This is a genomic window from Enterobacter cloacae complex sp. I1M, assembly GCF_014982425.1.
GTDB lineage: Bacteria > Pseudomonadota > Gammaproteobacteria > Enterobacterales > Enterobacteriaceae > Enterobacter > Enterobacter intestinihominis.
Genome location: NZ_JADCLG010000024.1, coordinates 18701 through 32511, shown reverse-complemented (window position 1 = coordinate 32511; position 13811 = coordinate 18701). Strand labels below are relative to the sequence as shown.

Below are 13811 nucleotides of genomic sequence, written 5' to 3'. Positions count from 1 at the left end.
AGGACACAATATGCACACCACATCACCGCTTACGGCCCTGCGCCAGTGGCTACAGGACAATCAGCTCGACGGGATGATTGTGCCGCGCGCCGATGCCTGGCAGAGCGAATCTTGCGCACCGTATGATGCAAAGCTGGCCTGGCTGACGGGCTTTGACGGCTCGGCGGGGCTTGCGCTGGTACTGAAAGACAGAGCGCTGCTGTTTGTTGACGGACGCTATCAGGTTCAGGCCCGCGTACAGGTCAATCTCGACGAGGTGGAGATCCACCATCTGCACAACGAGCCGCTGGCCGAGTGGCTGGCGAAAAACGTTGCGGCCGGCACGCGCATCGGCTTTGATGCGCTGCTGATGACCAATGCAGAGTTTACGCGGCTCTCGGCCACGCCGTGCGAACTGGTACCGCTCGCGCGCTCTCCGTTCGATACCCTCTGGGTTGACCGCCCTGCCGCCCCCGCAGGGCTTATCCGCGAGATGCCTGTAGACATCAGCGGCGAAAGCAGCGCCGCCAAACGCCAGCGCGCCGCCGCCGTGCTGGCAGAGCACCGCGCGGATTATCTGGCCGTTACCCTGCCGGACAATATCGCCTGGCTGCTGAACGTGCGGGGCTCAGATATCCCCTTTTGCCCGGTGCCTCTGTCGTTTGCCCTGCTGAGCCGCGAGGGTGCGGTGGAATGGTTTGTGGATGACAGCAAGCTGAATGCGCTGCCGGATGCCGTGCGGAACGCCTTCACGATTGCGCCTCAGGAAGCCTTTATCCCGCGCTGTAGGCAGCTTGCGCAGGGTAAGCGGGTCATGATCGATCCCGATTCCGCACCGGTGGCGTTACGCTTTGCGGTTGAACCTCAGGGGGAAATTATCTGGCAGACCGACCCGATCACCCTGATGAAAGCTACGAAAAACCCGGTGGAGCTGGCGGGCTATCGTGAATGTCATCACCAGGACGGTGCGGCATGGGTGAATTTCCTGGCCTGGCTGAGCCGGGAAGTTCCTCAGCGGGCCGCGTCGGGAATGCCGCTGACCGAGCTTGACGTGCAGGCGAAACAGCTTGCGTTCCGCCTGCAACAGCCTGGCTTTGTCGAGCCGAGTTTCGCCACCATTTCCGCTTCCGCGAGTAACGCGGCGATGTGCCATTACCACTCAAGCGAGGCCAGCAACAAGCCCATCGGCCACGACCACTTTTACCTGAATGATTCCGGGGGGCAGTACCGCAACGGCACCACGGACGCGACGCGTACCCTGGCCTGGGGAAAGGTCGATCCACAGCAGCGTTTGCACTACACCGCAGTGCTTAAAGGCTTCCTGTCGCTGATTACCCTTCAGTTCCCGTCCGGCACTCAGGGGCACCAGCTGGATGCCTTTGCGCGCCGTCCGCTGTGGGAGTTGGGACTGGATTACGACCACGGCACCGGGCATGGCGTAGGGCATCAGCTTCTGATCCACGAGAACCCGCACCGTTTTGCGCAAAAGGTCAACCCGTGGCCGCTGGTGGCGGGCAATATTATGACCATTGAGCCGGGTTACTACCTGGGCGATAGCCACGGTATTCGCATTGAAAACCAGGTGGAGATTGTCGAAAGCCGTCCGGGATTTTGTAAGTTTGCCTCGCTGACGCTGATCCCAATCGATTTAAGCCAGGTGGAGCTGCATCTGTTGAGCGAGTCAGAAAAACAGTGGCTGGATGAGTACCACCAGCAGGTACGAGAGGCGCTTTCACCCCGGGTGGACAGCGATGCGCGGCCGTGGCTGGTGGAGGCAACGGCGCCAATACGTGTGAACCGGTAGTGCGGCTTTTGCCGGGTGGTGGCTTCGCCTTACCCGGCCTACGATTCGATGTTTTTGTAGGTCGGGTAAGCGGAGCGCCACCCGACAATTTTACTGAACGCAGAAAAGCAAAAAGCCTGCTTTAAAAGCAGGCTTTTTTAATTTGGCTCCTCTGACTGGACTCGAACCAGTGACATACGGATTAACAGTCCGCCGTTCTACCGACTGAACTACAGAGGAATCGTGTGAACGGGGCGCATATTATCGATGCGCCCTGAGGATGTCAAAGGGTGAATGCAGATTTTCAATCGTTTGCCGATTTATTCTCCACTTCGCACATTTGTCAGGCACTTGCCGTTTCCGAAACCTCCTGCTCCGGTTTTTTTCGCGGATATTTCCACAGCCAGCGTCCGCTCACCATGCGCCAGTAGAACAGCACGCCGCGCACGGCCCAGTCAAGGAACATCCCCAGCCAGACGCCGACAACGCCCATACCTAACATTACCCCCAGCGTGTAGCCCGCCACGACGCGGCAGCCCCACATGCCGAGCATGGAGACCCACATCGCAAACCGGGCATCGCGCGCCCCTTTCAGCCCGGCAGGAAGTACCCAGGACGCGGCCCAAATTGGCATAAACGCCGCGTTGAGCCAAATCAGCACCTTCACGACCTCTTTCACGTCATTTTCGTGCGTATAGAACGAGGCCATCAGCCCGGCTAAAGGCGCAGTTCCCCACGCAATCGCCGTCAGTCCAATGGTTGAAAGCCAGAAGACATGCCGAAGCTGCCGTTCCGCCTGCCCTATCTGCCCCTTTCCGAGGCGTCTGCCGGTGATGATCGTCGACGCCGATCCCAGTGCGTTTCCGGGCAGGTTAATGAGCGAGGCGATGGAGAAAGCAATAAAGTTGCCGGCGATGACGTCTGTTCCCATCCCGGCAACAAACATCTGCGTCAGCAGTTTCCCACCGTTAAACAACACGGATTCGATGCTGGCCGGAATACCGATCCCCATCACTTCCCAGATAATGGCGAAGTTAAGCGGACGGAAATAGCTTTTAAGCGTCAGGCGCAGCGATGGCGTAATTCCCGCCATCAGCACGCCGATTATCGCCGCCGCACCAATATAACGGGAAATGGTCAGCCCTAATCCCGCGCCGACAAAGCCCAGCCCCTCCCAGGAAAAGACACCGTAAATCAAAACACTGCTGATAATGATGTTCAGGATGTTCATGCCGCCATTTATTAGCAGCGGAATTTTGGTATTCCCTGCGCCACGAAGCGCACCGCTACCAATCAGCGCGATGGCAGCCGCCGGATAGCTCAGCACCGTCATTTCCAGATAGGTAAGCGCCAGATCCTTCACTTCACCTGTCGCTTCACCCGCGACGATGTCGATAATTTCTTTGCCGTAATAATGGATAACCGCCGCCAGGATGATCGAAAAGAGGGTCATGATCATCAGCGACTGTCTGGCCGCCTCCCGGGCGCGTTTTGGATCAAGTTTCCCAAGACTAAACGCCACCACTACCGTTGTACCGAGATCGATAGCGGCAAAGAAGGACATCACAACCATGTTGAAACTGTCCGCCAGCCCTACCCCGGCCATGGCTTCTTTACCGAGCCAGCTCACCAGGAAGGTGCTTAACACCCCCATCAACAGGACGCAGGTATTCTCCAGGAAAATAGGCACAGCAAGGGGGGTGATTTCACGCCAGAACAGAACTCGATAACTCTTACGTTTTGCATACCAGGGCGTGCGCATAATCGCCTGGCGCAGGGGTGCGGTGACGTTCAAAATGGGCCTTAACGAGAAAGTTGAAACTCCATTTCAAATGATGGGGCAGAAATGCGTATCCTGCAAAGTATTTTCCATAAAATTATGTTTGGATTTACAACAAAATGACGACAGAATCATCAAACAATCACTTTTGCCTGAGATCAGGTTTGACAAAAGTTTTTTCGCCGCTAAGATAAGCCTCCACAACGATTCCTCTGTAGTTCAGTCGGTAGAACGGCGGACTGTTAATCCGTATGTCACTGGTTCGAGTCCAGTCAGAGGAGCCAAATTAAAAAAGCCTGCTTTTAGAGCAGGCTTTTTGCTTTTCTGCGCCACGTAAATTGTCGGATGGCGCTACGCTTACCCGACCTACGGTCCTGTAGGCCCGGTAAGCGCAGCGCCACCGGGCAACAGAGTGAGCGATTACTCGCCTTTAGCGTCGACGTTTTTGATTTCGCCCATCACTTTCAGCTTTTTGGAGATGTCGCGACGCTCTTTGGACAGCTCAGCGTTTTTGATGATGTAGTCATCAACGCGATCTTCATAATCGCTCTTCATGCTGGCGATGATGCCCTGAATGGCTTCAACGCTCATACCTGGCTTGATGTAGTCGCTCAGGTTGTCCAGCAGCAGGACACGTTTCTGGTTGTCACGGATCTTCTTCTCTACGTCCTGGATTTCGCGCTGTAGCTTGTTTTTGCGGCGGAACAGGCGGACGAACTCCAGAACATCCTGGAACGAAGGCTTGGTAGTTTCCATTTTTACACCCCTGATAATGTGAGATTCGGATTCGTTAAAGCAACCGTTTTAACAGACAGCGGCTGCGAATGACAATGAGTATATCGTTTAAAACCATCATAACCCTAATTGTTGCTGAATCGAAGCAGCAGGCATCACATACGCTTTTTATTTGCGCAGTGCCCGGCAAATCAGCTGCGATAACAACTCCAGCTGTCGCGCCAGCTCCATACTCAGCCAGACATAGCCGTGGATGGGCGTTTCCGACACATTGTCGCCCTGACGCTCATTCATCAGCTGTTTGAGCTCGATGACGATGTCATTCAGCCGCTCGCTGTTCGCCCGTATCGGCTGTGGGTTACCTTCGTAAAGTGCATGAGCGATGGTCAGCAGGGTTTGTTGCGTCATCTGCTGCGTCTCTTTCAGCGTATGCGCGTTGAGCATCAGAAGATGGCTGGGGCGTGAGGCCCAGTGGGCATTGATTTGCAGTTCAAGCATACAGACCAGATTACGGCTGACCGTTTGAATGGCTTCAAAAATGGCTTTCTGGATATGCGTCTCTTTGCTTGCCGGGGTAATTAACCCGCGCATTTTGACCACATCATTAAGGATTTTTTGCAGGTGCTTTTCCAGCCGCGGACGCTCAATCAGATTCGGCGAAAACCCGGCCTGGTAAACCCGGTTAAATGCCGTGACGTAGTTTGCCATCTGAATGCGCCAGTGCAGGAAGGCGCGCTGCGGCCAGATGCCGGTAAACAGCATGGCGAGCAACGAGCCGAGGATCACGTCCCCGCTTCGCCACAATGCGGTGGTCATATCGCCCGCCGGTGCGCCGACCACTACCGCGAGCGTAATGCCAATCAGCAGCGCCTGATACGGTTTCTTGCCGAGGGCCAGCCATCCGCAAAGAAACATCGCCACCGCACACCACAGCAACATGAACGGAAATGAAATTAGCTCCAGCTTCAGGGCGATAAGCCCAAGCGCCGAGCCTAAAACGGTACCGCCTATGCGTTCGAAAGCGCGAGGGACCACGTTCCCCCAGAATGAGATCGGCCCCATCACCACCACCAGCGTGATCAGCGGCCACGTTCCTTCCGGGATATCCAGCAAACGAACCAGTACGAAGGTCAGCACAAACGCCAGCGCAATGCGGCAACCGTGCACCACGCGATAATGTTTGTATAACCGAATTTCAAAAGGGGTTAATGACTTGTCGGGGCGCACACCCGTCTCCAGCTCTACGGCAAACCACAATTGTACTGTGTTTTCAGCCGGGTGGATCGCGCCCGGCTGAAAAACCCTGCGTTTCGCAGGATTATCCCACTTTGTGCTCTACCGGTACAAACATCTCAATATCCCAGTAGCCGTCAGCATTGCCATCGTTCAGATAGCGTTCGAAGCAGGGTTTTGGCGCAATCTGGAATTTGCTGTCTTCCAGCAGGGAGTTGAAGAACTGATACCACGGGGTGGCGAAATCATGATTTTCGACGCGCGCGGCGGCAATAGCATACTCTCCGGCAGCAATTTCGGTCAGCATTACCCCTTCGCTGTTATCAGGGATAGTGAAATCGTCCGCTACCGTTACGGCGGTAACGCAGCGAAGCTTTTCTGCCGGTACGTCATCCGGATTGTCATAATAAACGGCCACCCACTCCTGCGGCTGAATATGACGTCCATCTACCCACATAACCAGCTGTTCAAATCCCTGCTTGACCGTCTTTTCCCACGGCCCCACGAGATGAAAGCCAGCGATCGTACGTTTCTGTTGCTGCCTGATGCTGTAGTCCATGCTGCCTCCGTTTATTACTGTATATATATACACTATAAAGCAGAATCGAGATTATCGGCAAACCAGGAGTGTTTATTATGTGAGCAGACTCGCAACACTGCCAGTCTGCCCGAAAAGGTTAGAGTTTATGATGCAGATAATCGCCGAGGCGGGAGAAAAGGCCGCCCTTTTCAACGCGCTCCAGCGTAACCAATGGCCAGTGCGCTACCACCTTGTCACGATCGTACAGCTGGATCTCCCCTACCCGCTGATGCGCGGCGATCGGCGCTTCCAGCTCTTTTTTATCCATTACATATTTCGCCTTGATGTTCGGCACTTCCGTTTTGGGTAATGCCAGCCAGAAATCCTGATCCGTGCCCAGCGCGATCTGCTCTTTATCGCCATACCAGATGCGTTCGGTTCCCACTTTTTTGCCGTTATGCAGGATCTGCACCGTATCGAAATTTTGCTGTCCCCAGTGGAGCAGCTTGCGCGCCTGATCTTCACGTCCTTTCGGGCTGTCTGCCCCCATCACCACCGCAATCAGTCGACGCTGACCATCCACCGCAGAGGCGATCAGGTTAAAGCCCGCGCCCGAGGTGTGTCCCGTTTTCAGACCATCCACGTTCATGGTCTTATCCCACAGCAGGCCGTTGCGGTTCTGCTGAGTGATGCCGTTCCAGGTCAGACTCTTCTCGCTGTACATGTGGTAGAACTCAGGCTCGCCGTGGATGATGGCCCGGGAAAGTACGGCGAGATCGTAAGCGGAGCTGTGCTGACCCGGTGCATCCAGCCCGTGTACGGTTTCGAAGTGGGTATCGCGCAGGTTCAGCTTTTCAACGTAGTCATTCATCATCCTGACGAACTGCGGCTGACCGCCCGCCACGTGATCCGCCAGCGCCACGCAGGCGTCATTGCCGGAATCAACAATCAGGCCGCGGCTGAGATCGCGCACAGAAACCCGATCGCCCTGCTTCAGAAACATCAGAGACGAACCGTCAAAGACCGGATTGCCTTTTGCCCAGGCGTCACGTCCGACCGTCACAATGTCATCGGGGCTGATGCGGTGGCTATCAATGGCACGATCGACAACGTACCCCGTCATCAGTTTGGTCAGGCTCGCCGGATTACGCTGCTGATGTTCGTTGCCCGCCGTTAAGATTTGACCCGTGGTGTAATCCATCAATACCCAGGATCCTGCCTGGATGGCAGGCGGCTGAAGTGAAAAATCCAGCGGCTCGGCAGCCAGCGCGGATGAAATACTCGAAGCGAGTAAAGAAACAGCAATAAACAGACGGCGTTTCAACGGTATATCCTCAGGTCAGTAAAAATCGATGACCTTTTTACGGGAGTTCTGATGTCGTTACCTGCCTTAATTGCAAAAAAATGTGACAGCACGCAGATTTTTTCGGAACAAATCTCGCAAATTTCTTGCCTGAAGGTGCTTTTTATTCGGACTGCCCACCCCAATCGTTTACCATAGAGACGTCAACTTTTAACAGGATGAGATTACTGGTGTCTGACTCTGCCGCGCGCCCGACTTTTTTGTTCCACGATTACGAAACCTTTGGCACCCATCCGGCGCTGGACCGACCGGCGCAGTTTGCGGCTATCCGAACCGATGACGAATTTAACTTCATCGGCGAACCCGAGGTGTTTTACTGTAAACCCGCCGATGACTACCTGCCGCAGCCAGGCGCGGTGATGGTGACGGGCATCACGCCTCAGGAAGCGCGGGATAAAGGCGTTAGCGAAGCAGAATTTGCCCGTCGCATCCACGACCTGTTCACGGTGCCCAATACCTGCGTGGTGGGTTACAACAACATCCGTTTTGACGATGAAGTGACGCGCAATATCTTCTACCGCAACTTCTACGATCCGTATGCCTGGAGCTGGCAGAACCGCAATTCGCGCTGGGATTTGCTGGATATTATGCGCGCCTGCTATGCGCTGCGCCCGGAGGGAATTAACTGGCCGGAGAACGACGACGGCTTGCCGAGCTTCAGGCTCGAGCACCTGACGCGGGCCAACGGCATTGAGCACAGCAACGCCCACGACGCGATGGCAGACGTCTACGCGACCATCGCTATGGCGAAGCTCGTAAAAACCGCGCAGCCGCGCCTGTTTGAGTATCTGCTGAGCCATCGCAGCAAGCAAAAGCTGATGACGCTGATTGACGTGCCGCAGATGAAACCGCTGGTGCATATTTCAGGGATGTTCGGCGCGTGGCGCGGGAACACAAGCTGGGTGGCGCCGCTTGCCTGGCATCCAGACAACCGTAACGCCGTCATCATGGTGGATCTTGCCGGGGATATCTCGCCGCTGCTTGAGCTCGACAGCGACACCTTACGTGAACGGCTTTATACGCCGAAAGAGGCGCTGGGTGACCTGCCAGCCGTACCGGTAAAACTGGTGCACATCAATAAATGCCCGGTGCTTGCGCAGGCCAACACGCTGCGTCCGGAAGACGCCGACCGGCTGGGGATTAACCGTCAGCACTGCCTCGATAACCTGAAAGTGCTGCGCGACAACCCGCAGGTGCGCGAGAAAGTCGTCGCCATTTTTGCCGAAGCAGAGCCGTTCGTGCCGTCTGATAATGTGGATGCGCAGCTTTATAACGGCTTCTTCAGCGATGCCGATCGCGCGGCGATGAACATCGTGCTGCAAACCGACCCGCGTAACCTGCCTGCGCTGGATATCACCTTCGCAGATAAGCGTATTGAGAAGCTGATGTTTAACTACCGTGCGCGCAACTATCCCGGCTCGCTGGATGAAGCAGAGCAGGAGCGCTGGTTACAGCATCGGCGCAACGTGTTTACACCGGAGTTTCTTAATAGCTATGCCCAGGAGCTGGAGATGCTTTACGGCCAGTATGAAGGGGATGCTGAGAAACAGGCGCTGCTGAAAGCGCTGTTCCAGTACGCGCAAGAGATTGTCTGAGTAGCGGGTACAAAAAAGCCGGAGGCGATGTCTCCGGCTTTTTTTTTGCCCGGTGGCGCTTCGCTTACGCGGGCCTACGGTGTAGAAGTCCGTAGGTCGGGTAAGGCGAAGCCGCCACCCGACACAGTCTTACGCGACGTCTTCGTACTGAGGAACCGGGTTGCGGAAGCTCTTCGTTACGCAAGCCAGGTAAATCAGACCGATTGCACCCCAGATCAGACCCAGAACCATTGAGCTCTCTTCCAGGTTGATCCACAGGGCGCCCACCGTCAGGGCACCACACACTGGCAGCACCAGATAGTTGATGTGGTCCTTCAGCGTCTTGTTGCGCTTCTCACGGATCCAGAACTGCGAAATCACGGAGAGGTTAACGAAGGTGAACGCCACCAGCGCACCAAAGTTAATCAGCGCAGTGGCCGTTACCAGGTCGAACTTGATCGCCAGCAGGGCAATCGCGCCCACCAGCAGCACGTTCCACGCCGGGGTACGCCATTTCGGATGCACGTAACCAAAGAAGCGAGTTGGGAACACACCGTCACGGCCCATCACGTACATCAGACGAGAAACGCCCGCGTGCGCTGCCATACCGGATGCCAGTACGGTGACGCTGGAGAAGATGAGCACGCCCCACTGGAAGGTTTTACCCGCCACGTACAGCATGATTTCAGGCTGCGATGCATCCGGATCTTTAAAGCGAGAGATATCCGGGAAGTACAGCTGTAAGAAATAAGACGCACCGATGAAGATCAGGCCGCCAATCAGCGCGGTCAGGAAAATCGCTTTCGGGATCACGCGCTCGGCATCTTTGGTCTCTTCAGACAGAGAAGAGATACCGTCGAAGCCCAGGAACGAGAAGCACAGGATAGTCGCCCCGGTGATCATCGGCACAACGTGCGCACCTTCAGACCAGAACGGACGGGTGCTGGTCAGCGTACCTGCGCCTTCACCGTGGGAAACGCCGTAGATGATCAGCCCAACGATAACCGCAACAATCCCCATCTGAAGGATCACGATCAGGGTGTTGAAGTTAGCCACGGTCTTGATGCTGCGCAGGTTAGAGATGGTCATAAAGGCCACCAGCGCCACAACGAAGATCCACGACGGCACGGAAGGCACCAGCGCTTCGAAGTAAATTTTTGCCAGCAGAATGTTGATCATCGGCATGAACAGGTAGTCCAGCAGTGATGACCAGCCCACCATAAAGCCAACCGCCGGGCTAATGGATTTCTGAGCATAGGTGTACGCAGAGCCTGCGGACGGGAAACGGCGAACCAGTTTACCGTAGCTCAGCGCTGTAAAGAGGATGGCGACCAGCGCAAAGGCGTACGCCGTTGCAACGTGACCGTCAGTAAGGCCTGATACGATACCGAATGTATCGAACAGCGTCATCGGTTGCATATAGGCAAGGCCCATCATAACAACCGGAATCAACGTAAGCGTTTTACGTAATTCCACGCGAGAGGTGTTTGGAGTTGCGTTATGCGACATAGTTATTCTCCTTTACGGTGATAACCGCCACGTAAGCGAAAAATTGCCCCATTTCTTTCTTCCTCAGCGACAACAACTGTCGGATTTTAGTAAATATCTATCCGGTACGAAGCCCGGCCTCTTGGTTTTTAGTTTCGTTTCGTACATGCAAAAAAAAATAACCGACGCCTTTTATATCGTCGATTATTCATTTGTTTGCAGCGGCGGCATTTTGCCCTATTCCAGATACAAAAGGCAATACATTGAGAAACCTGCCCATAAATTAATTTTACTAACTGGTTGATTTCCCATCATCTGCCTGAGTGTAAACTGTCGCGATAGCACTATTTGCTAAAATTTCGTCTCGCCACCAGGCGCTGGCAAGCCCGGCGGTCTGTTCATTCCAGCCCACCCATACCGATTCGTTACTGCTTTGCGCTAAAACCTGTTTTTCCACCAGCGCGCCGCTTTCAATAAAGCGCTGTGCTAAATAACGGGGAAGGTAGCCGCACCCCAGGCCGCTTATTTGCAGTTCCAGCTTGGTTTTAAAATCAAAAACGGTGATGGCCTCCTGCTCATCCAGAAGCTGCGATGAAATGCCGCACTCGGGGCGGGAGCTGTCTCCCACCACAATGGCGCGATGGTTTTTAATGACGCGTCTTGAAACAGGCTCCGGTTCATTCGCCAGCGGGTGGTGAGGCGCAACGGCAAAGATCTGCTCCAGAACGCCCAGCCGGGCGAAACCAAATTCACTCAGTTGAGGAGGCTCATGCAGCGCTCCAACGATGATATCCGCCCTGCCCTGCGTTAAGGCATCCCACGAGCCGCCCAGCACGCCGTTGATAAAAACCAGCCGCGTGACGCTATGGCGCTGATAGAACGCCTCAATAAGCGGGGTAAGCAGCGAAAAAGGGAAAGTATCATCAACCCCAATCACCAGCTCATTTTCCCAGCCCTGATGAAGTTTGACGGCCTGTTTTTCCAGCTCGCGAACCGTATGCAGCACGTCACGCCCTTTTTCCAGCAGCATCTGCCCAGTACGGGTGAAACGCGCGCGATGGCCAGTGCGGTCAAGAATTTGAATATTAAGATCGCTCTCGAGCTTTTGCACGGTGTAGCTCAGAGCCGAAGGGGTTTTATAGAGCTTCGCCGAGGCGGCGGCAAAGCTCCCCTCTTTTTCCAGCGCATCCAGAATAACAAGAACATCCAGCAGCGGTTTCATCTTCGCCCCCTTGCGGTGTGCGATGGCCTCCGCCGGCGCAATTATTCCATGGGCATAACCAGCGGATCGGGATACTGATATTCAAATCCCAGTTCATGGCAAATACGATTGCCATCAATAATTTTGCCTTTGCGCTCCCCCTGCGCCTCACTGAACACCGGCGGCGCCAGACCCAGCTGGCGCGCCATCAGCGGATAAAAGGTGCTGCGTGGCGGATGCGAAGGCGCACATATATTATAGATGTGCCCCCCTTTCGGAGCCTGTAAAAGCAGCTCTATTGCACCGATAACATCTTCAAGGTGTACAAGGTTAACGCCGTGCTGACCATCCGGCGCGGATTTACCGGCAAAGAAGCGTCCCGGATGACGCCCCGGCCCCACCAGCCCGGCGAGGCGTAAAATATCCACCTGCGTGCCAGGCAGATTGTGCAGCCAGTCTTCCAGCTCTTTCAGTACCCGTCCGCTGGCGGTCACCGGACGGCGCTCGGTGTTTTCTTTCGCCGTACCGTCGATATCGCCATAGACGGAGGTCGAGCTGGTGAAAATGATACGCGGAATATGGTGCGCCAGGGCGCTGTCGACAATCTCCTGCACCGCCTGCAGGTAAAACGTCTCGCCCGGCCCGCTGCGCCGCGCTGGTAAGGTAATGACCAGCGCGTCCACATTCATCAGTTCATCCAGCTCGTCGGTATCGCAGATAAGCTCGGGTTCGAGACGCAGCTCGACACCATCAATGCTGCACATGCGCGCCGCCTCAACCCCGTCCCGCGTGGTCTTACTCCCTGTCACCTGCCAGCCTTTTGCGGCTAATGACATCGCCAGTGGCATTCCTAACCACCCTAATCCGACAATCGCGACCTTTTTCATGACATTCTCCGCTTAACGACGCCTGTTATAAGGCTACGCCAGCCTTATGGAACGCACAATTCATACCATCAATATGAAATGAATTAATGATCAAAAAAAGCCCTTGCTTTATGGCGTACAACTGGTTTAGGTTAAAAGACATCAAATGCATAAGCATTCAACGAGAATTTATATGACACGCGTTCCTTTTAAAAACCACCATCATCACCATCATCCTGACTAGTCTTTCAGGCGATGTGTGCTGGAAGACGTTTGGATCTTCCAGTGGTGCATGAACGCATGAAAAAGCCCCCGGAAGATCTTCTTCCGGGGGCTTTTTTTTGGACCGCATTCAGACAGGTTAAAACAGGTTAACGAGGAACACAGAATGTTAGATAACTCACGTTTACGCATAGCTATTCAAAAATCAGGCCGTTTAAGCGATGATTCACGCGAACTGCTGGCCCGCTGCGGGATTAAAATCAACCTGCACACCCAGCGCCTGATCGCCCTGGCTGAAAATATGCCGATCGACATTCTGCGCGTACGTGATGACGATATTCCGGGCCTGGTCATGGATGGCGTCGTTGACCTCGGCATCATCGGCGAAAACGTACTGGAGGAAGAGTTATTAACCCGCCGCGCGCAGGGCGAAGATCCGCGCTACTTTACCCTGCGTCGTCTGGACTTTGGCGGCTGCCGCCTGTCGCTGGCCACGCCGGTTGATGAAGCCTGGGATGGCCCGGCCGCGCTGAACGGCAAACGTATCGCCACCTCTTACCCTCACCTGCTGAAGCGTTACCTCGATCAAAAAGGCGTGCAGTTTAAATCTTGTCTGCTGAACGGCTCTGTTGAAGTGGCGCCGCGTGCGGGCCTGGCCGATGCCATCTGTGACCTCGTCTCCACCGGCGCCACGCTGGAAGCCAACGGCCTGCGCGAAGTGGAGGTGATCTACCGCTCCAAAGCGTGCCTTATCCAGCGCGACGGCGAGATGGCGGAGGCTAAACAGCAGCTCATCGACAAGCTGCTGACCCGCATTCAGGGCGTGATTCAGGCGCGTGAATCCAAATACATCATGATGCATGCGCCAACCGAGCGCCTGGACGAAGTGATTGCCCTGCTGCCAGGTGCTGAGCGCCCAACCATTCTGCCGCTGGCGGGCGACCAGCAGCGCGTGGCGATGCACATGGTGAGCAGCGAAACCCTGTTCTGGGAAACGATGGAAAAACTGAAGGCGCTGGGCGCGAGCTCCATTCTGGTGCTGCCAATTGAGAAGATGATGGAGTAAC

12 protein-coding genes, 2 tRNA genes, 1 pseudogene and 1 other annotated feature are annotated in these 13811 nt (G+C 55.2%); of the genes and pseudogenes, 5 read left to right on the top strand and 10 right to left on the bottom strand.

What is annotated here, in order from left to right:
- Positions 1-10: 10 nt before the first annotated feature.
- The gene (locus INF86_RS15530) at positions 11-1783 is read left to right on the top strand and encodes an aminopeptidase P family protein (protein ID WP_193543690.1); all 1773 of its coding nucleotides are present in this window, start codon (positions 11-13) and stop codon (positions 1781-1783) included.
- 143 nt (positions 1784-1926) lie between these two features.
- On the opposite strand, the gene INF86_RS15525 is transcribed toward INF86_RS15530, so the two are convergent.
- Positions 1927-2002, bottom strand: a tRNA-Asn gene (locus tag INF86_RS15525).
- 103 nt (positions 2003-2105) lie between these two features.
- Positions 2106-3589 (bottom strand): annotated as a pseudogene (gene emmdR / locus INF86_RS15520) (multidrug efflux MATE transporter EmmdR).
- A gap of 161 nt (positions 3590-3750) precedes the next feature.
- Here emmdR and INF86_RS15515 point away from each other — a divergent pair.
- A tRNA-Asn gene (locus tag INF86_RS15515) sits at positions 3751-3826 on the top strand.
- Between the two features lie 136 nt (positions 3827-3962).
- On the opposite strand, the gene INF86_RS15510 is transcribed toward INF86_RS15515, so the two are convergent.
- The 4 genes from INF86_RS15510 to dacD all read right to left on the bottom strand — a co-directional run bounded on the left by INF86_RS15510 (position 3963) and on the right by dacD (position 7354).
- The gene (locus INF86_RS15510) at positions 3963-4298 is read right to left on the bottom strand and encodes a DUF496 family protein (RefSeq protein WP_000450410.1); all 336 of its coding nucleotides are present in this window, start codon (positions 4296-4298) and stop codon (positions 3963-3965) included.
- Positions 4299-4445: 147 nt separating this feature from the next.
- The gene (locus tag INF86_RS15505; RefSeq protein ID WP_022648598.1) at positions 4446-5504 is read right to left on the bottom strand and encodes an FUSC family protein; all 1059 of its coding nucleotides are present in this window, start codon (positions 5502-5504) and stop codon (positions 4446-4448) included.
- A 91-nt stretch (positions 5505-5595) separates the two neighbouring features.
- On the bottom strand, positions 5596-6069 hold the full coding sequence (gene sbmC, locus INF86_RS15500; protein ID WP_022648599.1) for a DNA gyrase inhibitor SbmC: 474 nt from the start codon (positions 6067-6069) through the stop codon (positions 5596-5598).
- Positions 6070-6187: 118 nt separating this feature from the next.
- A complete protein-coding gene (gene dacD / locus INF86_RS15495; protein ID WP_193543689.1) occupies positions 6188-7354 on the bottom strand; it encodes a serine-type D-Ala-D-Ala carboxypeptidase DacD in 1167 nt (388 codons plus the stop codon).
- 197 nt (positions 7355-7551) lie between these two features.
- On the opposite strand from dacD, the gene sbcB reads away from it, so the two are divergent.
- Positions 7552-8988 (top strand): exodeoxyribonuclease I, encoded by a 1437-nt coding sequence (gene sbcB, locus INF86_RS15490; RefSeq protein WP_370552876.1) that lies wholly within the window; start codon positions 7552-7554, stop codon positions 8986-8988.
- Between the two features lie 129 nt (positions 8989-9117).
- Here the strand turns inward: sbcB and INF86_RS15485 are convergent, their stop codons facing one another.
- The 4 genes from INF86_RS15485 to INF86_RS15470 all read right to left on the bottom strand — a co-directional run bounded on the left by INF86_RS15485 (position 9118) and on the right by INF86_RS15470 (position 12543).
- Positions 9118-10476 carry an APC family permease gene (locus tag INF86_RS15485; protein WP_022648602.1) on the bottom strand — a complete coding sequence of 453 codons (1359 nt, stop codon included), beginning with the start codon at positions 10474-10476 and terminating at the stop codon, positions 9118-9120.
- A complete protein-coding gene (yoeI, locus tag INF86_RS15480; protein WP_099458931.1) occupies positions 10466-10528 on the bottom strand; it encodes a membrane protein YoeI in 63 nt (20 codons plus the stop codon). Before yoeI ends, INF86_RS15485 begins: the two co-directional genes overlap by 11 nt.
- Before the next feature lie 219 nt (positions 10529-10747).
- On the bottom strand, positions 10748-11677 hold the full coding sequence (locus INF86_RS15475) for a LysR substrate-binding domain-containing protein (protein WP_022648603.1): 930 nt from the start codon (positions 11675-11677) through the stop codon (positions 10748-10750).
- 41 nt (positions 11678-11718) lie between these two features.
- Complete coding sequence (locus INF86_RS15470) at positions 11719-12543, bottom strand: SDR family oxidoreductase (RefSeq protein WP_193543688.1); 825 nt, start codon at positions 12541-12543, stop codon at positions 11719-11721.
- 172 nt (positions 12544-12715) lie between these two features.
- Between INF86_RS15470 and hisL the strand changes: the two genes are divergently transcribed.
- Both hisL and hisG read left to right on the top strand, forming a co-directional pair.
- The gene (gene hisL, locus INF86_RS15465; protein WP_099516347.1) at positions 12716-12766 is read left to right on the top strand and encodes a his operon leader peptide; all 51 of its coding nucleotides are present in this window, start codon (positions 12716-12718) and stop codon (positions 12764-12766) included.
- Positions 12742-12865 (top strand) — a sequence feature (His leader region). (Overlaps the previous gene by 25 nt.)
- Before the next feature lie 45 nt (positions 12866-12910).
- Positions 12911-13810 (top strand): ATP phosphoribosyltransferase, encoded by a 900-nt coding sequence (gene hisG, locus INF86_RS15460; protein WP_032623983.1) that lies wholly within the window; start codon positions 12911-12913, stop codon positions 13808-13810.
- The last annotated feature ends 1 nt before the right edge of the window (position 13811 follow it).

What these genes read in the sequence shown, in the direction of transcription:
- INF86_RS15530 (WP_193543690.1), top strand. Translation starts at nt 11, where the DNA reads ATGCACACCACATCACCGCTTACGGCCCTGCGCCAGTGGCTACAGGAC.
- INF86_RS15510 (WP_000450410.1), bottom strand. Translation starts at nt 4,298, where the DNA reads ATGGAAACTACCAAGCCTTCGTTCCAGGATGTTCTGGAGTTCGTCCGC.
- sbmC (WP_022648599.1), bottom strand. Translation starts at nt 6,069, where the DNA reads ATGGACTACAGCATCAGGCAGCAACAGAAACGTACGATCGCTGGCTTT.
- sbcB (WP_370552876.1), top strand. Translation starts at nt 7,552, where the DNA reads ATGAGATTACTGGTGTCTGACTCTGCCGCGCGCCCGACTTTTTTGTTC.
- INF86_RS15485 (WP_022648602.1), bottom strand. Translation starts at nt 10,476, where the DNA reads ATGTCGCATAACGCAACTCCAAACACCTCTCGCGTGGAATTACGTAAA.
- INF86_RS15475 (WP_022648603.1), bottom strand. Translation starts at nt 11,677, where the DNA reads ATGAAACCGCTGCTGGATGTTCTTGTTATTCTGGATGCGCTGGAAAAA.
- INF86_RS15470 (WP_193543688.1), bottom strand. Translation starts at nt 12,543, where the DNA reads ATGAAAAAGGTCGCGATTGTCGGATTAGGGTGGTTAGGAATGCCACTG.
- hisG (WP_032623983.1), top strand. Translation starts at nt 12,911, where the DNA reads ATGTTAGATAACTCACGTTTACGCATAGCTATTCAAAAATCAGGCCGT.